Consider the following 25,107-nt stretch of genomic DNA (forward strand, 5'->3'; position numbering starts at 1 on the left):
CTTGACACTTTCACTTGGGAGTGAGTGCCAGCGAGTTAAAACTAGGAGGATAAATAAATGACAGAATATAAAAGTTTGTAAATTGACCAAAAAATCAAAGGAATAATTTAGGAGGTTTTTATGAAAAAGTTAAATAAAAAAACTATTAATAAATTAAATGAATTAATGCTTAAAAGTTATTCAGTATCATTTGAAGATATGACTGATGAACATTGAGATTGAGCATTAGGCAAACATCATTTTTTTATACATTAGAAGAAGCAAAAATTACTGCTGAGTTTAAAAATAAACAAAAATGGTCAACAACTATTATTGATTTAGAAAATGAAAATATTAAATGGCAAGGAGATAAATAATTATGAATTTAAAAGATTTATTAAATGAAATGTTTGATAATTATCCAGATTGTTATAAAGATTATGGTTTAGCAATTATGGATCGTTATGAAATTGAAGTTGAAAAGAAAAAATTAACACCTGAAGAAATTGATAATCTTACTCATTTATATTTTGATAAACCCAAAAATAATTATATTGTAAATGAAGATTAATACTTATTTTAGAAAGGATGATTAAAAAATGAGTAAATATGCTAGTAAAGATTGAATTAAGAAACATTCAAAAGATGGATTATATCTAAGTTATAATGAAAATTATATTTTTTGTCCAACTCATCGAAAAATGTTAAAAGTTGTAATTAATGATTTAAAAAAATTGATTGGAGATGATAAATAATGAATGATGTAGTTAAAAATATAGTAAATAATATTACATTTCAATTTCCTTTAAAAGGAGATGATTTTAAAAATGCAAGTCTTTTAGCGTATAATATTCAAAAAATTAAAGAAGAAAATAAACAAGAATTAACTGAGTATATTTTTAGACATATTAATCATTATGCATTAAATGGTTATCAAGATGTTCATTTAAAAGATATTCCAAGTGCTATTACTAAAAATAATTTTGTTTTTAAAGAATGATTAGAACCTGTTCAAAAATTATTAGATGAACATAATAGAATTGGTAAAATAATTACTAATTATAGAAATTATATTGAAAGATACAGAGTTGAAATTAATAATAATTTGACACAAGCTCGCAAACAAAAACAACAAGAGTTTTTAAAAGAACAAGAATTAAAAAAGCAAGAATTAATTGAAAAAGCAAATAATTTAACTGTTGATATGGGTTTAGATATAGACCAAATTCAAGATGAACAAGTTCGTGTAATGGAAAAAATTGAAGAAATTGATAAATCACTTGATCCAAAACAATTAAAAAAAGTTGGTATTAATATTATTAAAGATAAATTATTAATTAAAGATATTGAATTAATTGGTATTAATGATGATTTTTTACAAAATGCAGATAAATTAGAACTTATTAATTTAATTAAAAATTATTTAATTATTGATGAAAAAATTGTTAAAAATGAAATTAAAAACCAATGAGATAGTAATAAAGATATTAATTTAATTGGCATTAAAGGTATTAATTTTAAAATAAATAAAGGAGATAAATAATATGGCAAATGAATTACAGCAATATATTAAAGGTGCAATTATTAAATATGAAATTAAAGTTAATGATAAATATTTAAAAGAAAATATTTTAGCACTTGAAGAATTAAAAATGAAAAATGGACAATCTTATATGCAATTAATTAATAATGCTGATAATGCTAAAATCACAGCATTAGGAATTATTAAATTAAGTAATAAAGGATTAATTTTTAGTAAAGATTTTAATATTATTCCATTTAAAAATAAATTAACAACTATTATTGATAGTAAAGTTTATTGTAAAAAAATTGAAGAAGCAGGTTATAGTCCAAGAAAAGCAATTATTTTTAAAGGTGAAAAATTTGAATGAGATACTTTAAATTCTTGCCCTAAATTACATGAGATTAATTTTAATGTAAATACTAGTGATTATAATGAAATTATTGGTGCTTATGCTTTTGCCAAAGATAATAATGGAAATTATCAAGGTATATTATTAAGAAAAGCAGATATTGACCGTTTAAAAAATAGTAGTCCAAGTGGAAATAGTGAATATTCACCTTGAAATAAATGACCAAAAGAAATGGTTGAAGCTAAGTTATATCGTAAATTAGCATTAGAAATGGGTATTGATATTTCAGATATTGATTTAGATGAAAAAGAAATTAAAGAAGATGGTAATTTTGATTATATACCATTTAATGATATTACTGTCGCCAAAAATAAGGGGCAAATTAACGATGAACCCTTATCAAATAATATAAATACCGCATCTTATACAGAAATAGCGGACACAAACAATAATGTAGTTAAAAAAGAAGATATATCAAATGTAGTACCAGTAGTTAATAATAACAATGATGAGGATGTATACGCATGATAAAAATTGGTATTGACCCATCAGGAACTGGTACTACCGCTATTGCTATTTTTGAAGATAATAAACTTATTAGAAAAGAATTGTTTGATAATAAAGATTGAAAATGTCATGCTACTTATATTATTGAAATTATTTGAGAATATCTATATCAAAATGAAATTATAAATATTGAAAATTGTTTATATACATCTGCTAATGCAAGTAAAGATAGAGATGATTTATTACGACTATTAGGTGCTATTGAAAAACAATTTGAAGATTATATTACTTTAGTATCACCACGCCATACTAAATCAGTTGTTAAAAATATGGAAAATTTAAGTAAATATAATGATAATTGTTTATGAGAATTTGAAAAAGATGTTAATTTAACTTATGAATATGGTAAAGGTTGAAAATATAATAATGAAAAAATAAGTAATCATATAATTAGCGCAAATATATTTCAATGTGGTTTATCTGGGAATAAACCTAGATTATTTTTTAGTACAATTAACGATAACAATTTAGGTATTTTTATTATTACTCCCTTATTTTTAGATCTAAATCATGCTATTTATAAGAGTAAAAATAAAAACTATGACAATAAATACGATATTTGTTTAATATGCAACGAAAAAAGATGTGAATAAAATAGATAAAAGAGGGAGAATACATATGAAAAAATTATTAAGTATTTTAGGTGCAATCGGATTAATAGCAACAAGCTCTACAAGTTTAGTTGCTTGTAATAAAACACAACAAGAATATACAAAGGAAGAATTAGAACATTTAAAAAAAGAAAACCAAATAGATACAACAGATCAAACCATTAAAAACAACTTAGAATGAATAGCACCACAAGAAAAACCATTTAATCAAGTTGATAATAAATGATATTATGTTGTATCTCGCTTTGATAAAAATAATAACTGAGAAATTTTTAAATTTAAAAATGAAAAACTTGAATATGGCTATATTTTAAAAACATCCAATCCTAATTTTGATATATCTTACTGACAAGTATTCTCAGATTATACTACAATTGGAATAATTAAAAATGATGATTGAGCTACTTTTAAAGGTTGAAGAAACTTAAATGACCATTTCAAATCAGTTTATCGTTGAAATTTAGATACAACAGAGCCAGATCTAATCGTTGATAATGACGGTAATGTAAAAGTTAAAGATGAATAAAAAAAGAGATGTAAAATCTCTTTTTATTTTTATCTTGGTTTAATTGTAATTTTAACAGAATCAGTACTATTATTTGTAAGTCATAATATAGTCCTATCATTTATATTATTAGGTCTTCCTGGTGTATTTGAACTTAAATATGGTCTTATTACTTTTGAAAATCTAATTTTTAATTTTAAATCATTAGTATAATATGCTTCTATATAAGCATTTTTTACATTAGGATTTTGTCCAGTTGCACCACTTATTACTGATGTTAAAAATTAAATGCTAAACCATCATCATTATTAGTTTTATAATATGTAAAATAACCTTTGGAAGGAACAGTTGGTGGTAAATCATCCGCTGAAGATGTACTAAATGTTTGAGCATCATTAGTTATATTGTCTGTATATAAAGTTATTATATTATCAAAATTTATTTTTATATCATCTTGTAAATTAGCTAATTTTGTAATATGTAAATCAGTTATTAAACCACAATTAATATTACATCCATTATATCCAATAAAAATTTCTACATTATCATAATTATAATCACTTATTTTTATACCATTGTTGCTAACAGAAAAATTACTCATATTACTTAATTCAATTGTTTTATAAGCACTTTTAAATTTTTCTATACTTTGAATAGTTGGATCAATTTTTCTTAAATCAATTTCTACTTCATAATTTCCCTTATATTCTGTTGTATCATCAAATAAATTAGGAATTCCAGTTGAACCAGCAATATTACATATTGGATTTACTTTAAAACTTGAATTAATAGGTAATTTCATATTGTCTGAAATAATTTCTGTTGTGTATGGTTTATAGTTATATGGAACTGGTGGTAAAACATATTCAGGATAATTAAAAGTTGGTATTTCGTAGTCATGTGGTATTAAAAAACTAGTTTTATAATTAGTTGTCATATCACGAATATAATTATTTAATACGCTTTTTGTTTTACCTCTAAAACTTCATACTGATAAGCGTAAATAATCTTCTTCATTATTTGTATATGGATTATCAGCATAAAAGATAATTTCAAAATTACCTTTATATAATGCTTGAATTGAAAACATATCAATTATATAACTACAATTTGTACCATCTGGTGTTTGTAAAAATTCTAAATCATTATCTTTTTCACTATCACTAACTGGTGTTTGAGCATCTACGGCTTTGGTTTGTTCATTAATTAAATAAACTCGATTAGTTTTAGGATTTAATTGTTTTAAATTATATGTTGAATAAATTAATTCTTCGGTTGATTTACCATTCTTAGTTAAAACAGTACCTTTGCATTTATCAGTTAATAAAGTAGTAAAACCTAAACTAGTAGCATTAGCACCAATCATAGCACCAACTTTATCATTACCTTGTTCTCTAAATATTTCAAATGGTAAATAACCTTTACCCACAGCCTTATCACCTCAAAAGGCATCATTATAAAAACTATAAACATTAGCACTCATAAAGCCATTAAGTCATGGGAAATTAGGTCATTTATCATCTTGGGCAATTGTTAAATTACCAATTCAATCCCAAGGAATACCAAACGAAACAAAATTTAGAAATTTTCCAATAGCAGGTATCGTAAAAGGATTAAATACTAATTTTTGTGTATAGTTTAAAGGCAATGTAGTAATTTGGCGATTAATAAAATTATTCATATTTAAAATATCTCAAACATTACATTTGCCCATTTTATTATATTCAATTTGAACTTGACCAATTATATTACCAAATTCGTCTTTTCTTCTAAAATATGATGATGCTTGGGTACTAATTATATTATCAACATTGCCACTATTTACTTTTACTTTATTTGGTGGTGTTATTTTCCAATTTTTAGACCAATAAGGTTTAGAGTTTTCATTTTCTTCCTTAATAGTTGTACCAACAGTTGGATTAGTTGCTGTTGAACTTGCTTTATCTGTTATTACCATACCCTCATTATTTTTTTCATTTCAAAAATCAGACATTGATTGAATATATTCTTTTCAATCTTTATATCCAGTAATAATTGTTGGTTGAATACCTTGAATATTATATCAACTTACATCAGGTGAAGCATAAGTATTAATTTTATCCGGAGGAGCAGGAGACATATTATACATTAATAAATCTCGGGAATTCATTACTTTTTTATTAAATTCACCTTTAATAATTGGTCGTCCAATTACTGGCATATCAAAAAAGATTGGATTACCATAAAATTTAACTGCCATTGCTCTAACGCCTGGGTCTTTTAATAAAATCTCATCTAATTCAACAATACCTTTATTTAATTTTTTATCATAAGTTATTTTAGGAAAACAATAACCTTCACCTGGTGCACTTGTTTGAATAAATTGTCTTACTGATAAACCACTATGACTAATTTTGTCATTAATACTTGAAAATGTAATTTCTTGTCATAAGAAATCACCATCTTCTACGGAATAATAATTAATAACATTTGAGGGATATAATCATTGTCTATCTTGTGAAGAAGAATTAATATCACCACCACCAATATTTAAACCACGGTCATTAAATACAGTATAAAAATTATAATAATCATTAATATTTAATTTTTCAGCATCTTCTTCTAAAATTAATAAAGTATATTGTCGTTCTGTTGATTGTTGAGTAAATACTTGTTCAAATTTAGCATCACCAAATTTAATAGAACTTACATCATCAACCATATAAGCATCTCAATATTTACCAACTTTAACCTCTTTTGTATAAAAGTTATCGGCTTTATTATCATTATTAATAAAATAACTTAATTTATATTGATTTAAGTATTCTAACATTCTATTAATATCATAAATGTTTTCACCATCAATTAATTTTCAATAAACATTATTATTTTCATCTTTTAATTTTATAGCAAAAGGTGTTTCATTATTGGCTCATATAGTTGAGTTAATTGGTTGATTTTTAAAATCATCAATCGTTAAGATATTAATTTCTTCACCTTTATATTTTTGTACTATTTTTAAACTACCTTGTCATTGAACAATCGTACTTTCCATATTATCAAATATGCGTGAATAACTACCATAATCACTTGGTTTAGCATTATTAGGTTTTCACCCTGTTTCTGTATCAGGAATATATGAACTATAAACATTAAAAGGAAATACCATTCAATGTCTATGTTCTTTTATACTTTCTCTTATTTCTATTGCAGTAGCACCTGCTCCTGTTCTTAATAATTGCATAACTGCTGGACTAATTTTTTGCATTTGTTAATTCTCCTTAATTTCTGTTCTACCTTGTAAGGCATTTTGATTATTACCAGTTTCATCATATTCCATTAATTTATTATTATGTTCTATTTCTTTGGTCTGCATTTTATCTTGTCATACCTCTATTTTTTCTAAATATTTTGTTGCTTGTAATTCATCAATATTATCATATTCAGTTATGGCTCTTATTGGTTCCATTGTACCGTTATCTAATCTAGCAGTAATTAATTCATTTTGTCGCATTTGGTCAACTAAACTAGCACTAATAAAATCAAAACCATAAGGTCGTTCACCAACATCATCTCATAAACCATAATATTTTAAAACAGTATCAAACACCTTAGTATAATATTGTATACGATATGCTTGTAAATAAGCTTGTTTTTCTAAATCTTTTGTTTTAGTTAATAATGATTGTGTTTTATTTTGATCATTATCGGATTTATCACCAAAAGGACTAGAAAAATGACATGCTAAGTATACTTGTTCAATAATTGATTTTTGATCTTTGGTATATGTTTCTAAGGTTGGTTTGCCTTGTACTACTTGTAAAGATTGTGATAATGTTCCATCTGCTGCTGTTTGACCAGATTGAACAAAAATATCATTAAAAACATCCTGCATTACATTTTTATTACCATTATTATAAGCATTCATTAAATTATCATCTAATATTCCATATCAGTGTGTACGATTTGCTCATCGTTCTTTTGATTTAATATCAAAACTATCTTCTAAATCAAATTGTAATTTATAACAATTTGCCATTGTAGGCCATGGATTTAAAGTGGTTGATGTTGATAAAAATAAAGGATTAGGTTCATTTATCATTTCTCAAAAAGGTGCTATACCTAATTTATTTTTAAATTCTTGTACTAAAACAGGTTTAACATTATCTTTAATTTGTGTTTTACTTTGTCCAACAACTACTTCATTATTTTTAGGTCAACCTTTAATAATTATTTTATCTTTGGTACAAATTAAATTTAAAATAAAACCACTATCTGATTGATGATAATTTAATCAAATATCAGCACCTTGTTCTATTTCATTTATTTTACTTACGCGTGATGTAAAGTTAAAAGGGTTAATTCATAAATCAATATTACCATCTGATGTTTCTAATAAACCAAAAATAGTTTTACCCATTAAACTTGCTGTTAATTCATTTTTATCTAATTTTTCTTTTATTTTATAAGTTTCATATTGGATAGGTTACAATAACTTGGACCATATTTATGTAGACTGTAAAAAAATAAGCTAAAATTATTAGGAAAGCAGGAATATAAAAATGGCAAAAAACCAGTACACCGATGAATTCAAGAAACAAATCGTAATGTTATATAAAAATGGTAAAAGTAATATTGAAATTGTTAACGAATATAAAATTTCAAAGGCAGTTCTTTATCAATGAGTAAAAAAATTTGAGAATTCTGGTTCTTTTAAAGCTAAAGACAATCGCTCTGTTGAAGAAAATGAACTTATTCAGTTGCGAAAAGAAAACAAACAATTACGAATGGAAAATGATATTTTAAAGCAAGCAGCACTGATAATAGGCAAAAAGTAATATTAATTACTAACAATAAAGACAAATATTCAGTGAGGAAAATGTGTCAAATATTAAAAATAGCAAAATCAAAGTATTATTATCAAATTAATAAGATCACTAAAACTGAAATTAATATTTATGAAAATGAAGTTATCAGTGCATTTAAAGAAAGCTATAAAGTTTATGGTGCTAGAAAAATTAAAATTATTTTAGCAAGAAAGAACATTATTTTATCTCGACAAAAAATTAGAAGAATTATGGCAATAAATAATTTAGTATCAAAATATACTAAATTAAAATATCGCAATCATAAATCTCCTGTAAATAATGATCAAATTAGTAATATTCTAAATCGTGAGTTTAGTAATAAAAGACAAAATGAAGTTATTGTGAGCGATTTAACCTATGTTCAAGTTGGTTCAAAATGACATTATATTTGCTTACTAATTGATTTATTTAACCGTGAAGTAATTGGCTATAGCGCTGGAACAAATAAAACTGCTGAACTAGTTCAGCAGGCATTTTATAAAATAACACGACCACTAAATCAAATTAGGTTGTTTCATACAGATCGTGGTAATGAATTTAAAAATAAAATTATTGAAGAAATTTTATTAACATTTAATATTAAAAGATCATTAAGTGCAAAAGGTTGCCCTTACGATAACGCAGTAGCTGAAACAACCTATAAAGCTTTTAAAACTGAATTTATTAATGGTCGAAAATTTAAAAATTTAGAACAATTAAAGTTGGAACTATTTAATTTCATTAATTGATACAACAATATTCGAATTCATGGTAGTTTGAATTACTTAACTCCAGTTGAATTTAGAAATCAGAAGTCTACATAAAAAGTGTCCTAAAAAGTGTTGCCATTCCAATTATTAATGTTATTAAAAATAGCATTAAATTTAGTATCTAAAATATTTAATTACATTTTATCCTACGTTTATTAGTGGCAATCCATTTCATTTACTATGAATACGTTCAAAATTATAAAAATGAACATATAATTTAATATCACTTATTGCTTCATCTATACTTTGATATTCATCACAAGGTAATCATTCAACAACCAAATGATAAAATGTATTTTCAGATAATGCATTATGACCAATTTTTTAATAATAACTCCTTATTATTTAATCTTTTAAAAATTTCATAATTAAATCACGAATTATCAAACTAACTTGGGGTAAATTTTTTTCAAATTGACTAGTTGCACTATCCCCACTTGGTTCTAAATAATCACTGACAATCTTAATACTAATCATTGGCAAATGGTGCTTTGCAGCAACTTGAAAAAAAGCAGTTCCTTCCATATCAGCAACATCAATTTTATCTTTAAACTTTGTTTTAATATAGTTAAAATATTCTGCTTTATCAATGAAAATATCACTACTCCCTAAAACAGCTTGTTGACTATCTAATATTTTTGTTTCAGCTAATGTTAACAATGTTTCATTACTATGATAACTGCTTACTTCTCCAGGAATTTGTCCAATTGCATATCCAAATGCTTGTGCATCAGCAAAAGTGTAATATGCTTCGGAAATAAGCAAAACAGTTAATGGCGGTAACCGTTTTTTTAAACTCCCAACAGTTCCAATATTATAAATTGTTTTAATGGCATAATCATTAATTAAGGTTGTTAAACTCATCGTGGCATTTACTAATCCAATTTTACTAATTGCAAATAATCATGTTCCCTTTTGATATAATTTAATATCATCATACTTAATGATTTCAGTTGGTTGTAAAGCTACTATTGTTGCAGATAATTCAGCTTGCATTGCACTAATAACTAAATTCATCGTATTATTTTCCTCGCTTTCATTCTTGATAAGTTAATTTAAGTTTATTTCCTAACAAAGCAAGACCCGTTTGCATCACAGCACGTTCAAATTGCATTGTTAATAATGCTTGAAATGCCTTCATTAAATCTTGCTCTGCTAAAGCACGATAACTTTCAATACCAGGATAATTTCGTTCCGCACTAATTTTATCAGCAACAAAAATTATCATTTCAAAGGGTGTCATTTGACGATGACCAACAGTATGCCATTTTATTGCTGATAAAATTTCTTTATCAGTAAATAAAAGGTCATATTTTAAATAACAATATCCCGTATATGAATGTCAAGTTGGAATTGGTTCTTTTAAGAAACTTGGCAAATATTTTGTTAAATAAACCTCTTGTTTTTCTTTTGCTCATTGTTTTGTAATATCATGATAAGTTCCCGCAATTAACGCTTTGTGAGAATCAAAACCATGTCGTAATGCCAATTCCTGGGCCTTTTTACCAACATTTAAACAATGTTGATAACGCTCAGCATCCATATTTTTAGCTAACCGTTCTGGCAAATATAATAAGTTATTATTGATATAATTTCTAATTGCTGGTAATTGTAAATTAACTTTTTTTCCTTCTCGTAACAACGTTGAAGATAAATGTAAATTATTAGTAAAAGGAATTAAAAGTGCTTGATATTGTTGCAGAACACTTTGTTTAATCTGATCATCTCGTTGAAAAATAATAAATGTCTGCATTTTTATTAGTTCAGCAATATTATTTCATTTCCCTAATGTTTGTAATTGATCAGACCCAATCATAAAGTAAAACTGATGCATAGGAAATTGTTGTTGTAATTTTAAAACAGTATCGTAAGTTGTACTAGGTTTTGTGTTTTCTAATTCGATTAAATTAATTCTAACATATGATAATTTGCTAATTGCTAATTTAATCATTGCTAATCGATCGTTAGCGGGAGATAGTTTTCGTATTTTAAAAGGGTTTTGATTTGTTGGGATAATTCATACTTCATCAATATCTGTTTTAGTTTTAACCAATTTAATCATTGCTAAATGATCAGTATGAAATGGATCAAAACTGCCCCCAAATAACGCTATCTTCATAATCCTTGCCTCCATCACCTAATTCTTTTTTTAACTTCCCCCAAAATGAAAAAGAAAGAATAATTATTCATCTTTGTTTTTAATTCCTAATTCAACCAAAACATCTTCAACAGTGTCACGAACAATATGTTGAAATTGTTCAACGGATAAAGTAATTGTAAAATCATTATGTTGTTTTGCAACAGAATAATCTTCGTGCGATAATTTTTGTTTAATTTTAGTAATTTCTTTTTTATTCCCAGTAATTGCAATATTATCTTCTTTTGTTTGGTTTAACTCTTTCTTCTTTTTTGGTTCACCTTTTTGATCTAATTCTAACTTATGATCATCACGATGTGAAATTTTAATTCGATCCATAATATATGCCATTCGATCATTAAAATTACGTTCTTTAATTTGATTTAACATTTGTTGGAATTCATTTGGCTTTGATTGCGAACTATCACGAAGATGTTTTAATCGCTCTAACCGTTCTAATAAATTTTCATGTTCATTAACATTGTTTTCTTCTTTATACTTACTTATTTGACTCCGAGCGTTTTGAACAAGACTATGAATATTATTAACATTTTTTTGATCAACAGTTGGTTTTGTATTAATTTCTAAATTATCATCTTCTATAGCTGATAATGGTGTTTCACTAACAAAATTTTCTCTAAAATCAATGCCACTTGCTCTTGCTGCTTCAATGTCATCATCAAAACTACTAGCTGACGCTAAATTAACAATTATATCCTGTTTTTTCTTTCTTCTAAATCATTTAAACATATCTTTTCCTCTAACTTATATTATATATTATATAATAAATTATAAAATTTCTTGCAGTTTTTTCTAACAATGTTATTATTATAATGTAATTGACAGAGGTAGCTTATTATTTTTAATAAGTTTGAGAAATACTCTTAGAACCTGATCTAGTTAAAACTAGCGGAGGGAGTTCAAATTGATTATTTATTAATTCAATAAATTTAGTTTGATCCTCATTTTCACAGATGTTAATTATAAAGTTATTTGTGTAAGGAGATTTTTTTATATATGGAGCAAAATCTAATTTTTAAATGTACTGTAAAACAACAACGAATTGTTTTATGATACAATAAATTAACAATTTTTATTCCAATTAGTTTATATTTAGCTTTTTTAATCACTCTTAGTGTTTTACCATTAGCAACATTAAGTACCATTTTGCACTTAGCAAATGATCAAAATTTTAAAAATATATCAATTTTTTTCATTGCAATTTGTGTTTTTGGTTTAATTTTTAGTATTATATATACCATTAGTACTTGATTAACTACTTATGAAGAATATATTAATTATAAAATGCAATTTATTATTTTAAATATTATTAGTCTTAATATTCTTAATTTAATTAGTAATATTATTATTTATAGTTATGAAGTTAAAGTTAGTGATGTCCTTTTTTCAAAAGTAAGCAAGAGAAAACGATTCTTAATTAATTTAGGAATTTGAAAATGAAAAACATTTGATTTTGTGATTATTGCAATGTTTGCCGCAGTAACTCTTGTCTTAGCTTTTTTAGAAACACTTATTCCGATTTTACCACATGGTGGAAGTATCGCTTTAAAATATATTCCATTAACAATTATTGCCTTTATTCACTCAGCACTAGCTGGATTTATCACAGGAGCAATTAGCGCATTAATGTCGCTTTTATTTATTTCGTCAGGTTTTATTGTTTCACCGTGATCATATTTATTGGATTACTTTATTCCAATGATTGTGCCTATGATTGCTGGATTTATGCGTTTTAAGGTTAATAACGATAAAAAGTACATTACATATATTAATTATATTATTATTTGTTTTAGTATTATTAGTTTAATTTATGTTTCACAAGTTATAGTTGGCGCTCTAATTTGAACAACGTTATTCCCTGATTCAGTTTGACCAGGCTATACTAATTGATTATATTCAATTGTTTATAACTTTATTCATAATTTTATTTTTACTTATCCAATTATGCAAATTGTGATTCCGCTAGCGTTGCGGGGTTTAACTCCCGTCTTTTGACAACGTTATTTAAAATATGAAGGTTAAAAAACTTAATAATCAATTAGTTTTTACTAGATTTGGATGATAAAACTCTTGTACTTTTTGCATTCCAAGTTTTTTCATAACATTTTCTGATTGATGATTAAAAACACTGGTAAAACTATAAATCGTTCGAAAAGGTAAATTATTTTTAGCATAATTTAAACATCCTTGTGCTGCTTCAGTTGCAAAACCTTGTCCTCAAACTGATTGTTTTAACCTCCATCCAATTTCAACACAGGGGGTAAAATCAGCGGGGAAAGTAACATTATTAAAACCACAAAAACCAAGAAATTCATGTCTTGATTTTGCTTCAACAACATATAAACCATAACCGTTGGTTTTAAAATTAGTTTGAATTTTAACATAAAAATCAGTTGTTTCTGCAACTGATAAGACCTTTGAAAAATATTTCATTACCATTTGATCAGCATTTAATAATTGAAATGCTGATAAATCAGTAGGTTTTCACATTCGAATTATTAGTCGGGGTGTTTCAAATAAAATCATTTGGTACTCCTATTTCTAATTAAATCATAAATAAAAATGTAATTATCATTATTTTGATAATTATATTTTTTTACTAATGGCATTAACAATATTTTCAACATTAAAACCAAAATATTCTAACACATCGTGGAATGGTCCTGATTGACCAAAAGTATTGATTCCAAAGTTTAATCCCGTATTTGAAGTATAACGTTCTCAACCAAAGGTTGTTCCTAATTCAATCGAAGCAATTAACGCTGTTGGTTCCAACAATTTTGTTTTATAAGTAATATCTTGCTTATCGAATAATTCTCATGATGGCATTGAGACTACTTTTACATTAATCTTTTTATCATGCTCTAATTTTTTTGCAACCGCAATAGCCATACTTACTTCGCTACCTGTTGCAATTAAAACGACATCATTATGATGCTCTGAACCATAAACTTGATATGCTCCCTTTTTGACCATTTCAACGCTAGAATGTTCCAACTCTGGTAAATCTTGACGTGTAATTAAAATAGCACTTGGAGTATGACGAGACTGCAGCGCAAGATGATAAGCTCCTAGTGTTTCATTAAAATCTGCTGGACGAAAAACATTTAAATTTGGTTGACTTCGTAACATTGCTAATTGCTCAATTGGTTGATGTGTTGGTCCATCTTCACCAACAACAATAGAATCATGTGATAAAACATAAACAACTGGGATTTCCATTAGTGAACTTAACCGAATTGCTGGTTTCATATAATCAGCAAAAACAAAAAAGCCACTAGCAAATGGTAATAAACCACGATGTAAACATATTCCATTATTAATAGCTGTCATTGCAAATTCACGAACTCCATAGGCTAGATTACGTCCTTTGCGATTTTCTGCGCTATAAACACCATCTGCTCCTTTTGCTTTAGTACTCCCACTTAAATCAGCACTACCACCAATTCAATTTGGAATAATGTTTGAAATGCGTTCAATAATAGCACCACTACTAATGCGGGTTGCTTGCGGTTTCGTTGGTTTTAAGTCAAGAAATTGTTGTGGATTAAAAGTAAAGTTCCCGTGAATTGCTTCATCGACTTCTTTTCCTAAAGCTGGGTTTTCCTGACAAAATGCTTCATACATTTTTAACCATTGTTCATATTTTTTAATTCCACGATTTTTAACATTAACTTCAAAATCATCATAAATTTCACCAGGAATTTCAAATGGTTTTTCGGTTCATCCTAATAAATTACGAACGGTTTCAATATCTGTTCCTAACGGTGCACCGTGAACTGCTGGTGTCCCTTGTTTGGTTGCTCCAAATCCAATTATTGTTTTTACTTCAATTAAAGTTGGTTTATCACTATTTTTTGCTTTAATAATAGCTTTGTTAATTGCTTCAACATCATTACCATCTTTAACAAAAAGATAATTTCAATTTGCTGTTTGAAAACGATCGCCAATTTTTTCACTTTGTGCAACATTAACCATATTATCTAATTGAACATCATTTGAATCAAATAGGACAATTAATTTATTTAACTTTCAATGTCCAGCTAAAGAAATTGCTTCTTGAGTTACCCCTTCTTGTAAATCACCATCACCACATAAAACATAAGTATAATGATCAAAAAGCGAATATTTTTTCGTATTATATTTTGCTGCCAAATGTGACTCTGCTAATGCTAAGCCAACTGCCGTTGCAATTCCTTGTCCTAATGGGCCAGTACTAACATCAACCCCTGGTGTTAAATGTGACTCAGGATGACCAGGAGTAATTGAATCAACTTGACGAAAATTTCGTAAATCTTCAATGTTAAGGTCAAATCCTGATAAATGTAATAAAGAATATAATAAAGCACTCCCGTGTCCTGCCGCTAAAACGAACCGATCCCGGTTAGTTCATTTATCAACTTGCGGATTAACATTTAGATGCTTAGTAAATAAAGTATAGGCCATTGGCGCAGCCCCAAGAACAATGCCTGGATGCCCTGAATTAGCTTTATTAATTGCTTCAATTCCTAACATTCTAATTGCATCAATTGATTTTTTCATTCTGTATTCTCCTTTTTTATACACTGTTTAATTAATATTCATATTAACATTGTACAACGAATTAAAAGAAAGATATTTATAATTTGCAAAATAATTATTCAAATTTTACTTTTTTCTAATTATTAATTTATAATAAGAAAAAGTTGGCAGTTCAAAATAGAAAAAGAGTGATGGTAATGGTTAAATATTTGTTTAAGAGCCGTGATGATGTCCTTTAGCTTTGCCAAAAGGAAGCATTTTAAAATACATAATAATAAATGGAGAACGTTACATGTAAAAGATGTTAAATAATATTATATTTGAAACAATTCACTCTTCTTTTTGGTTGATAATCTCAAATTTTATTTTTGATTATAAAAAATAAAAAATTTTGATGATGCAAAAAAGAGTTAAAAAACAAAGCTATTATTTCTTAAATAATAGTAAAATTAATTTATATAAAATAACACCGAAAACAAAACAAGAAAGCAAAGGATGTGATAACAAAAATGACAACTAAATTACGTAGTTGAAAAACAGCCTTAATTATTCAAGGCATTTTAATGGGAGCCCTATTTTCCTTTTTACCTTTTGAAATTTATCAAAAATTTGGACTATCAAAAATTTGATTTTTCCTATTACTTCCGACCGCAATGTTCTTTTTTACACCCCTATGAGCAAAAAGAAAAAAGAAAAAAGATAATATATTTATTTTACAAATTAACAGTTTTTTTCTTTTTCTTTTTGTTTCTTTATTAATGATGATTAATTTTTTTGATAACAAATTAATTATTTATTTTTATCCACTTTTACTTTTTACCACTGGGATTTTTGTTGCTGGAATGGTTCCTTTTACAATGGAAATCATTCGTAGTTATGCTCGGCAACATCAATTAAAAACAAATCCAAGTCTTTATTTTACCTTAGGTAGTGTTTTTACTATTATTATTCCCTTTTTATTTCAATATTTCTTAAATGACTTAGGAACTAATATTGCTTTACAAGCATATTTTACTCTTATTACTTTAACTAATTTTAGTTTAATCTTTTTTAACCATGACTTAAAAACTAAGGAAGTTACCTTTAAAATTAATCCAACAAGTTGAAAAACCTTGAAAAAAAATAAACAATTTTGAAGTTATTTATATTCATCAAGTTTTTTATATAGTATTAACGAGGTATTTGGTTACTTATTACCAGTTTTAATTTTTAAAGATACAAACTTAATGATTATTGCCGTTGGAGTTTTATATGTTATTCGAAAACTAAGTTATTTCCTTGGGTATTTGATTAAAACTAATACTACGACTATTAAACGAGATGTTTGTTGCAATACTATTATTGCCATTATTGCCGTTGGTCTATTATTAGGATTAACAATCGCTTATCTTATGCAACCACCACTATTAAATCATCTTTTATATCTAACCGTAGGGTTAGGAGGAAGTCAAATTTTAATTGGTCTTTGTTTAGGACATTTAAGCCGAATACAAAAAAACAATATTATTAGTTTAGTTGGAACTGAACATTTAACATTAGCTTTAATGTTTGAACATGTTTTTGGCCATGCTATTTTTAGTTTATTGTTAAGTATTATCATTATTCCAGTTATTATTAATTTCCATACAATAATGTTAACCTATATAATTATCTATAGTGTTATTATCTTAATGTTAATATTAGGTTTTTGTTTTATTTTTACAAAACCAAAACTAGAAAATAAGACAAACCAATAAATTATATTTATCCTCTTTTAACAATAAAAATCATGTCTAAATTATTTTCTCATAACTGACTTAACTGATTCGTCAAGAGTTGATTTTAATGTTAACTCATACATTACCGTATCATTAATGTGCCGTGGAACAACTAAAACAATCTCATATTCAACACCATTATCAATCATCCGATCACCAACTTGGTAAATAGTTTGAAATTCAATGGCATTGATATCATTTTCAGTTGTATAATCATAATCATTTAAATCAAAACCAACTTTTTCACGAAACACTTTATCTTCAATAACTGTTGGATCATTAAATTCTAATGGAAAAGCTTTGAAAACTTCTTCATTTTCTGTTTCTAATTCTTCTTTAACTTTTTTCCGATCAAAAATTGAACTTAAAGAAAGTTTTTTTTCACTTTTTGTTTCTGATAACATTTTTGTGGACAAAAATTGTTGCGTTGGAAAATCATTAACAAAATTTGTATCACGTTTCGGCATAATATATTCTGTTGGTTTAACCAAACTAATTGGTCGTTCAATGCCACTATTTGTTCGTTCAAACTCATCACGATCAACTATTTTTAACATTTCAGCGTGCTGCTGTTGTCCTAGTTTTTCTTGAATCACATTTAAATCATGCCCAAAACGTTCAACTTGTTCTTCACTAACTTGTGTTGAAGGATTCTTTGTTTTGGGGGTAATTAATCCCGTAAATTTTTTTAAAGCTTTGATATCATTATGCAGTTTAATTAAATAATCTTGGATTTGGTTCATATTCGTTTTTAAGTCATTTAATAATTGATTATCTGCGTTTTTATCAACTGGTGTTGACGATAACGCTGTTCTTGCTGTTTTTCGCAATGTTAATAACCAGATTACTATCGTAATTAAAAAACTAACACCACATATAGGAACAACGATTAATAAGAAAGCATAACCGATTTGGTATAAAATTATAAAATTAGTTGTTAATACTTCGATATTGTTTTGATCAATAATTTTCATTGAAAAAACAAAGTTAATTCCATATTGGATTAATCAAAATGCTGATGGAAAATCTGCAACCCCTGATAAAACATATATCTGATTATTAACAAGTAATTTATGTATTTGATTTCCAGCAATTACAATTAAGATGATTGATAATAATAGAAACAAAAGCATGAAAATAAAAAAGATAAGAAAAGTAATTTGTGTTTTGGATAGTTTCATTAAATTAAAATTAAATCACGCTTTGCTTCTGTTAAAAGTTCATAACCAGTTTCTGTTACTAAAATATCATCTTCAATTCGAACACCACCAACATCAGGAATATAAATTCCTGGCTCAACAGTAATAATCATTCCTGGTTCTAATGAAGCATTACAAAATGGTGATACTCGTGGAAATTCATGAATTTCAATGCCAACTCCATGACCAGTTGAATGCGTAAAATATTGCCCATAGCCTTTACTTGTAATATAATCACGACAAATTTTATCAATTGTTGCAGTGCTAACACCTGGTTTGATTGCTTCAATCCCTAATTTTTGGGCTTGATAAACAACATCAAAAATTTCTAACATTTGATCAGAAGGTTTTCCTAACCCAATAGTACGAGTAGTATCAGAACAATACCCTTTATAAATACAACCAAAATCAATTGTAATTAATTCACTATTTTCAATAACTTTATCTGTTGCACGCCCATGCGGTAAAGCACCACGTCATCCTGATGCAACAATTGTATCAAAACTTGGCTTATCTGCTCCTGCTTCAATAAAACTATTAATAATAATTTGTTCAACTTGACGTTCAGTCATTCCTGGTTTAATTGTCTTAATAACATTATTAATAGCAATATCGCCAATTGCGCATGCTTGTTTTAAAGCATTAATCTCTTGATTTGATTTAATTGCTCGTAATTCAGAAAAATCAACAGGTTTTAATTCAATTGTTGATAAACTTTTGGCTAAATTTTGATAAGTTAAATATGTTAAATAATCACTTTCGAAAGCTAATACTTTTACCTTATTTTTCGCTAAACCATCTTGCAACATTCCAAAAAAACTACCAGCATTATTTGTTATCATTTCTTTAATGTGCGTTACATTTTTAGCTTGTTTTTTTCCAGCGGTAATATATCTACCATCTAAATACAAAATTGATTCATTTTTTGTAAATAACAAATATCCTTCTGATGATTCAAATTCAGAAAATCAAAAACGATTAATCGTAGAATGAAATAAAACCCCATCAACTTGATGATTTTTTAAATACTGCGCTAATTCTGTTTGTTTATTTAATTTAAATTTAACATATTCTTTCATATTACTTCTCCTTTTTCTTATATATAAATTTAACCCTTATTTTTCTAGAATACAAGGTTTTTTTATTTAATTAATTAAATTTTGTAAAATTTCTTCCAGCTTATTGTCCTCATTTTTACTTAACCCATTTTGATAACCATAATGGGTAATGCTTGTTTTCTTACTTGGTAAAAAATCAATAATTTTAGCATATAATCCTGTTTGATTAATCACTTCTTCAAAAATAATAATCTGTTGATAATTATTTGTGCTAATTTGCTTTAACATTGGTTTATCAACTGGATTAATAAATCTTGCATTAATAACATCAATTTTATTTGTTGCTAATTTAGTAATAATGCTTTGAGCTTTTGTAACATTATTACCATAAGTTATTAAGAGAATAGATGCTTCTTTATTGTTAATAACATGTTCTCATTGCCCAAGATTAAATTCTTTTTTTAAAGGTTGTATAATAATACCTCCTTTTGGATAGCGAATAAAAAATGGATCTTGCTTATTTACAAGTGCTAATTTAAATAAATGGTCAAATTCACCACTAGTTGCTGGTTGACTAATAATTGGAATATCACCCATACTATTTAAAAAACCAACATCATAAATCCCATGATGACTATCACCATCACCTGGTGATAAAGCAGCACGATCAATTAAAAAAATAACAGGTAATCGATTACGAACAACATCGTGTAAAATTTGATCATAAGTTCGTTGCAAAAAACTAGCATACATGCTAACAACAACTGGTTGATGATCTAATGCAAAACCAGATGCTAATGTAATCGTATGTTCTTCAGCCAACCCAACATCAATGCAATATTTTTCATTTTTTAACATAAACTCTTCTAAATAGATTGAAGCTTGCATTGCCGCTGAAATAAAATAAAATTTTTCATGAACAGTATGAAAAACTTTTTCAACTGTTTGCGCAACATAATAACTTCATTCACTAGTTTTAGTATCTTTTAAACTATACGAATGATACTTTTCTTGCTCTGTTTGAGTCAAACCATAACCATAACCCTTTTTTGTTTTAACATGGACAATAACACTACTTGAACTCTTTTTTGCTTGGCGGAAACTTTTGTTTAGTTTTTGAAAGTTATGACCATCAACAGTGCCAATATAATCTAGGTTAAATCCAGCAAATAAGCCCGGAATTGCAAAACTACGAATAATTTTTTCTACTAATAAATGTGCTAATCATAATAATGTCAATGGTGGAATGTATCGTAATACTTTAGAAACCTTACTGGCACTACGATATAATCATCCTGTTCGAACCTTACTAACTGTTGTATGTAAAATATTAACATTTTTTGAAATACTCATCCCATTATCATTCAAAACAACAATAATTTTATTTGAAATCAACCCCAAATGAGTTAAAGCTTCTAAAGTTAAGCCGTTAGTAAAAGATGCATCACCGATTACACAAATAATATTATTGTATTTTGGATTATAACTATAAGCAATAGCTGTTGATAAACCAGTTCCCGCATGACCATTTGAAATATAATCATATTTGCTTTCGTTAACATGTTGAAATGCCGCTAAACCATCTGGCAAACGAATTGTTGAAAAATGTGTTTTTCGATCAGTCAAAATTTTATAAGCATAGGTTTGATGACCAGTATCAAAAATAATAATATCATTATTATCAATATCAAAAATCTTTAGTAAACTAATTGTTAATTCAACTGTCCCTAAGTTACTACCCAAATGGCCCCCATTTTTAGTTACTGTTGCAATAATCAGTTGGCGAACATCATTGGCTAATTCAATTAATGCTTTTGTTTTTAAATCTTTTAGATCATAATGACTCTGATAATCTCTTAACTTCATTCTCTAACCTCGCTTAATATTTTTGTAAAAAATAATTAATTTGCTGCACAAAATTATTGAAATATAATGGGGTAATTTCACCAATTAAATAATGACAATTAGCTGTTACATCTAATTTAATTTTATAAATTTCAACATTAGCACTATCCTTAAATAGTTTTTTCATTACTGTTAAGTTAATTAAAAAAACAAGATAATATCCATAGTCAAAATATAATTCAGCATTTTGTTTTTTTATAAAGGGCTGATAGAAAATATTTGCAATAAAATTATATAACAAATCAAAACGATAGTATTTAATAATCTTTGGATCATCAATTTTAACATTTGCAAAAATTTCTTTTTCATAATTTGTAGCAATTTTATTAACTAAAATTTTTTGTTCTAATGCCTCAATTACCTTTAAAATTTGAATTTCTTCACGTTTCACCCTAGGATGACGAATATATTGCATATGATAATAAATTAAAACTAACTTAATTAAAATAATACTATCAAAGTATTCTTTTTCATCAAAATTATTTAACCGCAGTAAATAAACAAAATTCTTAATTAAAATATCTTTTTCATCAAATGTTTTAAAATCCTTTAAAACAACTCGACTTAATTTTAATTTAAATAATTTTTTCCTAATTTTAATATTGTTTTTTTTAACTCAGCCACTTCGTTCAAAAATTTGTCCTGCCATAATAAATTATTCTTCATCAACTTTAAAATCAGTTGTATTATTATCTTTCACAATTTTAGTGACTTTATCTTTAATATCTCGTAATTTAGTTAATTTAATTCCCGTTTCAAAAGCATCAATCGCTTGATCTAATGATAACTGATTATTTTCTAAATCATTAACGATTTGTTTTAATTGTTCTAAAACTTGTTCAAATGATTTATTCTCTGCCATTTTCTTCACCATCCTTTTTAATTGTTTGTACAATTGACTCAATAATTCCATCTTGCACACGTGTCATTATTATATCATTATTCGTTACTTCTTGAATTGATGTTAATTTACTTAATAAATTATTTTTCGTATATTCAATTGCTAAAATTTGTTGTTGGATTAATGTGGTTAATTTTTGATAATAAGTTTGAATAACATTCTTGTTGGCCAGGAAAAAAGTTTCTTGGCAAACATTAAACTGCTTTACTAATAATTGATAAGAATGTTCTTGTTGACCATACAATGCTTGGGGTTTTGTAAAAACATAACTATTTTTTAATTCTGTTATTTTATCAACAAATTTATCAACTTTTGTTTTAATCGTTGTTATTAAAGTACGTTGTTGGTGGTTTAAAAAATTCATTAACTCTTTTTGATCAGGTGTTGCTAATTCAGCTGCTGCGGTTGGGGTTGGTGCTCGTAAATCACTAACAAAATCTGCTAAAGTAAAATCAATTTCATATCCTACCGCTGATATAACAGGAATTGTTGCTTGAAAAATTGCTTCAACAACTTCCAATTCATTAAAAGCTCATAAATCTTCAATACTACCCCCACAACGACCGACAATCAAGGTATCAATTTTAGGCTCAAAAGTTAAGGCTGCTTTAATATTTTTTCGAATATCATGCTTTGCTTCACTACCTTGAACTAAACTTGGAAATAAATAAATATTAGCTTGTGGATAACGTCGATGAATCGTGGTAATAATATCACGAATAGCTGCTCCAGTTGGGGCTGTTATTACTCCAATATTGGTTGGAAACTGAGGAATTGGTTTTTTAATGATTGATCAAATCATCCTTTTTTGCTTAATTCTTGCTTTAATGCTTCATACTTTAAAAACAAGTCCCCTACCCCATGTAAAGATAAAGAAACAACTTGTAAACTATACGTTCCCTGCGGTTCATATACTTTAATTGAACCTGTTGCAACAATCTTTAATCCTTCTTTTAATTTAAACTGTAAATTTTTAGCATTAAAAGCAAACATAATTGCCCGAATTTGGGCCTTATCATCTTTAATTGTAAAGTAAATATGTCCTGACGAATGGTTTGTAATATTAGAAATTTCACCTTGTAGAGAAATATTAATAAAATTGGGATTTTGTTCAATTGCTGTTTTTAAATATGCGTTAACTTCACTAACAGTATAAATGTTCTTACTCATAAAACCCCTCCATATGCCATTATCTTCCAATTAATAATATCACTGAAAAGAATTAAAATTAGTTTAAAATTAAACTAATTTTAATAAATATTATTTACTTCTTCTAACTGATCATGATTAATTCGAAACATTTTGTTATTTTGTTCGTCAATAATATAACTATGAATATTATTAGTTGTTTCTTTTTCATTAAGAATTTTTTTAATAAAAGAGTTTGGTTTAAATAATCAATTTGATATAAGTTACCAAGTGTTGTCATAACATAAGTTACGCCTTTAACAGTAAATAATGAATTTGTTGCTAAATATTCTTCGCCAGAAATAAAACCTTGTTTTAAATTAAGAAAAATTGGGGCTGTTAAATCTAACATTCAATCTGAACCATTATATTGTAAATTAAATAAAATTGGATCTAAGTTTTCTGTTGCCGGATTAATAACAACAACATATAATTTATTGCGAATTTCAATTACTTGAATTAAAGCAACCGTTAACAAATCTCATTGATCATTTCCTTGTACTTTAATTGCCTTATATTTTGGTTGAGCTAATTGACCATTATTAACTGCTTGTGTTACCATATATAACTGTCTGTTATTTGGATAATGTTGAATAACATTAATTCGCATTGTATTATTTGGAATTTTGTTAATGTTTTTCGGAAATATCATTCGTCCAAGCTGTAATAAGTTTTGATGATTAACAGTATCACAATCTCACTGTAATAATTCTTGATCTGTTGTTTGATAACCCGTCGGTGTTTTTTCAATTGCAATTGCACCTTGACTACCAATTTCTAAAATACTATTATTAGTGATTTGAAAAGCACTGCTTACTGTAAAAACTAAATTATTTTTAATTATTTCATCAGGAGTTAAATATTTTAATGATAATCAGAATGATTCATTAGTTAAAAATTCAAAACTATTATTAATATCATATTTTACTTCAAAAACAATTCCAACCGAAAAACTATGATCATCAAGAATTTGACCATCACGATCTAAAACAGTTGTAATTTTAATGTTCTGCGGGGTAACACCATAAATGTTGTTATCGCCCCCCCAAAACATTATAAATAGTATTTACTGCATAAATTTTACCTTCAGTTAAAGTTACTTTATTCTTATCAATTTCAATTTCTTGATATGTTTTAACTGTATTGGTAACCTTTTGAACTGCCAATGCTAATGTATTTTTTTGTTCGGGATATAGATTATCATTCTTTGTACAACTTATTAATGTTAAAGGTAGCCCTAACATTAACATTCCAACTGTCAAAATTGTTCATATTTTTTTCATTGGTT

General features: G+C 26.6%; 28 protein-coding genes and 1 riboswitch. Of the genes, 12 read left to right on the forward strand and 16 right to left on the reverse strand.

The window, feature by feature from the left end:
- The first annotated feature begins 120 nt into the window (after positions 1–120).
- From ACOBWH_RS04360 to ACOBWH_RS04395, 8 genes are read left to right on the forward strand one after another with little or no spacing between them, the layout of a single operon-like run.
- Positions 121–255 carry a hypothetical protein gene (locus tag ACOBWH_RS04360; protein WP_424525573.1) on the forward strand — a complete coding sequence of 45 codons (135 nt, stop codon included), beginning with the start codon at positions 121–123 and terminating at the stop codon, positions 253–255.
- Entirely contained in the window at positions 219–356 is a 138-nt protein-coding gene (locus ACOBWH_RS04365; protein ID WP_424525575.1) for a hypothetical protein, read from the forward strand. The genes ACOBWH_RS04360 and ACOBWH_RS04365 overlap by 37 nt, the downstream gene beginning before the upstream one ends.
- Positions 357–358: 2 nt before the next feature.
- Positions 359–550 (forward strand): hypothetical protein, encoded by a 192-nt coding sequence (locus ACOBWH_RS04370; RefSeq protein WP_424525577.1) that lies wholly within the window; start codon positions 359–361, stop codon positions 548–550.
- Between the two features lie 28 nt (positions 551–578).
- Positions 579–734: a hypothetical protein gene (locus tag ACOBWH_RS04375; protein WP_424525579.1), complete on the forward strand. Its 156-nt coding sequence runs from the start codon at positions 579–581 to the stop codon at positions 732–734.
- On the forward strand, positions 734–1,522 hold the full coding sequence (locus ACOBWH_RS04380; protein WP_424525581.1) for a hypothetical protein: 789 nt from the start codon (positions 734–736) through the stop codon (positions 1,520–1,522). Before ACOBWH_RS04375 ends, ACOBWH_RS04380 begins: the two co-directional genes overlap by 1 nt.
- Position 1,523: 1 nt before the next feature.
- The gene (locus ACOBWH_RS04385; RefSeq protein ID WP_424525583.1) at positions 1,524–2,384 is read left to right on the forward strand and encodes a recombinase RecT; all 861 of its coding nucleotides are present in this window, start codon (positions 1,524–1,526) and stop codon (positions 2,382–2,384) included.
- Positions 2,378–3,013 (forward strand): hypothetical protein, encoded by a 636-nt coding sequence (locus ACOBWH_RS04390; protein WP_424525585.1) that lies wholly within the window; start codon positions 2,378–2,380, stop codon positions 3,011–3,013. Before ACOBWH_RS04385 ends, ACOBWH_RS04390 begins: the two co-directional genes overlap by 7 nt.
- A 25-nt stretch (positions 3,014–3,038) precedes the next feature.
- A complete protein-coding gene (locus tag ACOBWH_RS04395) occupies positions 3,039–3,557 on the forward strand; it encodes a lipoprotein (RefSeq protein WP_424525587.1) in 519 nt (172 codons plus the stop codon).
- Positions 3,558–3,813: 256 nt separating this feature from the next.
- On the opposite strand, the gene ACOBWH_RS04400 is transcribed toward ACOBWH_RS04395, so the two are convergent.
- Positions 3,814–6,783 (reverse strand): hypothetical protein, encoded by a 2,970-nt coding sequence (locus ACOBWH_RS04400; RefSeq protein ID WP_424525589.1) that lies wholly within the window; start codon positions 6,781–6,783, stop codon positions 3,814–3,816.
- Positions 6,784–6,786: 3 nt separating this feature from the next.
- Positions 6,787–7,935 (reverse strand): hypothetical protein, encoded by a 1,149-nt coding sequence (locus ACOBWH_RS04405; RefSeq protein WP_424525591.1) that lies wholly within the window; start codon positions 7,933–7,935, stop codon positions 6,787–6,789.
- A gap of 142 nt (positions 7,936–8,077) precedes the next feature.
- Here ACOBWH_RS04405 and ACOBWH_RS04410 point away from each other — a divergent pair.
- Positions 8,078–9,186 (forward strand): IS3 family transposase gene (locus tag ACOBWH_RS04410; protein WP_424525593.1). Its coding sequence is split into 2 segments (ribosomal slippage): positions 8,078–8,318 and positions 8,318–9,186, totalling 1,110 coding nucleotides; the frame shifts between segments, so codons are not numbered across the junction.
- 291 nt (positions 9,187–9,477) lie between these two features.
- Here the strand turns inward: ACOBWH_RS04410 and mtnN are convergent.
- From mtnN to ACOBWH_RS04425, 3 genes are all read right to left on the reverse strand, one after another.
- On the reverse strand, positions 9,478–10,149 hold the full coding sequence (gene mtnN / locus ACOBWH_RS04415; RefSeq protein WP_424525595.1) for a 5'-methylthioadenosine/S-adenosylhomocysteine nucleosidase: 672 nt from the start codon (positions 10,147–10,149) through the stop codon (positions 9,478–9,480).
- Positions 10,150–10,153: 4 nt separating this feature from the next.
- Positions 10,154–11,251 carry a nicotinate-nucleotide adenylyltransferase gene (locus ACOBWH_RS04420; RefSeq protein WP_070406782.1) on the reverse strand — a complete coding sequence of 366 codons (1,098 nt, stop codon included), beginning with the start codon at positions 11,249–11,251 and terminating at the stop codon, positions 10,154–10,156.
- 63 nt (positions 11,252–11,314) lie between these two features.
- The gene (locus ACOBWH_RS04425) at positions 11,315–12,019 is read right to left on the reverse strand and encodes a hypothetical protein (protein ID WP_424525597.1); all 705 of its coding nucleotides are present in this window, start codon (positions 12,017–12,019) and stop codon (positions 11,315–11,317) included.
- Positions 12,020–12,103: 84 nt separating this feature from the next.
- Positions 12,104–12,204, forward strand: a riboswitch (TPP riboswitch).
- 82 nt (positions 12,205–12,286) lie between these two features.
- Between ACOBWH_RS04425 and ACOBWH_RS04430 the strand changes: the two genes are divergently transcribed.
- Positions 12,287–13,312, forward strand: a complete 1,026-nt coding sequence (locus ACOBWH_RS04430) for an energy-coupled thiamine transporter ThiT (protein ID WP_424525599.1) — start codon at positions 12,287–12,289, stop codon at positions 13,310–13,312.
- On the opposite strand, the gene ACOBWH_RS04435 is transcribed toward ACOBWH_RS04430, so the two are convergent.
- Positions 13,295–13,816 carry a GNAT family N-acetyltransferase gene (locus ACOBWH_RS04435; protein WP_424525601.1) on the reverse strand — a complete coding sequence of 174 codons (522 nt, stop codon included), beginning with the start codon at positions 13,814–13,816 and terminating at the stop codon, positions 13,295–13,297. The two genes, ACOBWH_RS04430 and ACOBWH_RS04435, sit on opposite strands and share 18 nt — an antisense overlap.
- Before the next feature lie 60 nt (positions 13,817–13,876).
- Positions 13,877–15,832 (reverse strand): transketolase, encoded by a 1,956-nt coding sequence (gene tkt / locus ACOBWH_RS04440; RefSeq protein WP_424525603.1) that lies wholly within the window; start codon positions 15,830–15,832, stop codon positions 13,877–13,879.
- Between the two features lie 373 nt (positions 15,833–16,205).
- Between tkt and ACOBWH_RS04445 the strand changes: the two genes are divergently transcribed.
- Together ACOBWH_RS04445 and ACOBWH_RS04450 are read left to right on the forward strand one after the other, a co-directional pair.
- Entirely contained in the window at positions 16,206–16,331 is a 126-nt protein-coding gene (locus tag ACOBWH_RS04445) for a hypothetical protein (RefSeq protein WP_424525605.1), read from the forward strand.
- Positions 16,321–17,547 carry a hypothetical protein gene (locus ACOBWH_RS04450; protein WP_424525607.1) on the forward strand — a complete coding sequence of 409 codons (1,227 nt, stop codon included), beginning with the start codon at positions 16,321–16,323 and terminating at the stop codon, positions 17,545–17,547. The genes ACOBWH_RS04445 and ACOBWH_RS04450 overlap by 11 nt, the downstream gene beginning before the upstream one ends.
- A 41-nt stretch (positions 17,548–17,588) precedes the next feature.
- Here ACOBWH_RS04450 and ACOBWH_RS04455 read toward each other — a convergent pair whose 3' ends face one another.
- The 9 genes from ACOBWH_RS04455 to ACOBWH_RS04495 form a co-directional block, all read right to left on the reverse strand.
- Positions 17,589–18,701: a hypothetical protein gene (locus ACOBWH_RS04455; protein WP_424525609.1), complete on the reverse strand. Its 1,113-nt coding sequence runs from the start codon at positions 18,699–18,701 to the stop codon at positions 17,589–17,591.
- Positions 18,702–18,748: 47 nt separating this feature from the next.
- A complete protein-coding gene (locus tag ACOBWH_RS04460; RefSeq protein ID WP_424525611.1) occupies positions 18,749–19,846 on the reverse strand; it encodes an aminopeptidase P family protein in 1,098 nt (365 codons plus the stop codon).
- Positions 19,847–19,912: 66 nt separating this feature from the next.
- A complete protein-coding gene (locus tag ACOBWH_RS04465) occupies positions 19,913–21,691 on the reverse strand; it encodes a 1-deoxy-D-xylulose-5-phosphate synthase (RefSeq protein ID WP_424525613.1) in 1,779 nt (592 codons plus the stop codon).
- 13 nt (positions 21,692–21,704) lie between these two features.
- Positions 21,705–22,379, reverse strand: a complete 675-nt coding sequence (locus tag ACOBWH_RS04470) for a hypothetical protein (protein ID WP_424525615.1) — start codon at positions 22,377–22,379, stop codon at positions 21,705–21,707.
- Between the two features lie 6 nt (positions 22,380–22,385).
- The gene (gene xseB / locus ACOBWH_RS04475; protein ID WP_424525617.1) at positions 22,386–22,592 is read right to left on the reverse strand and encodes an exodeoxyribonuclease VII small subunit; all 207 of its coding nucleotides are present in this window, start codon (positions 22,590–22,592) and stop codon (positions 22,386–22,388) included.
- Positions 22,579–23,433 carry an exodeoxyribonuclease VII large subunit gene (gene xseA / locus ACOBWH_RS04480; protein ID WP_424525619.1) on the reverse strand — a complete coding sequence of 285 codons (855 nt, stop codon included), beginning with the start codon at positions 23,431–23,433 and terminating at the stop codon, positions 22,579–22,581. Before xseA ends, xseB begins: the two co-directional genes overlap by 14 nt.
- Entirely contained in the window at positions 23,376–23,801 is a 426-nt protein-coding gene (locus ACOBWH_RS04485; protein WP_424525621.1) for an exodeoxyribonuclease VII large subunit, read from the reverse strand. Before ACOBWH_RS04485 ends, xseA begins: the two co-directional genes overlap by 58 nt.
- A 103-nt stretch (positions 23,802–23,904) precedes the next feature.
- Positions 23,905–24,873, reverse strand: a complete 969-nt coding sequence (locus tag ACOBWH_RS04490) for a hypothetical protein (RefSeq protein ID WP_424525623.1) — start codon at positions 24,871–24,873, stop codon at positions 23,905–23,907.
- Positions 24,854–25,102: a hypothetical protein gene (locus tag ACOBWH_RS04495; protein ID WP_424525625.1), complete on the reverse strand. Its 249-nt coding sequence runs from the start codon at positions 25,100–25,102 to the stop codon at positions 24,854–24,856. Before ACOBWH_RS04495 ends, ACOBWH_RS04490 begins: the two co-directional genes overlap by 20 nt.
- Positions 25,103–25,107 lie beyond the last annotated feature (5 nt).

The organism is Spiroplasma endosymbiont of Glossina fuscipes fuscipes, from assembly GCF_049669535.1.
Lineage (GTDB): Bacteria > Bacillota_I > Bacilli_A > Mycoplasmatales > Mycoplasmataceae > Spiroplasma.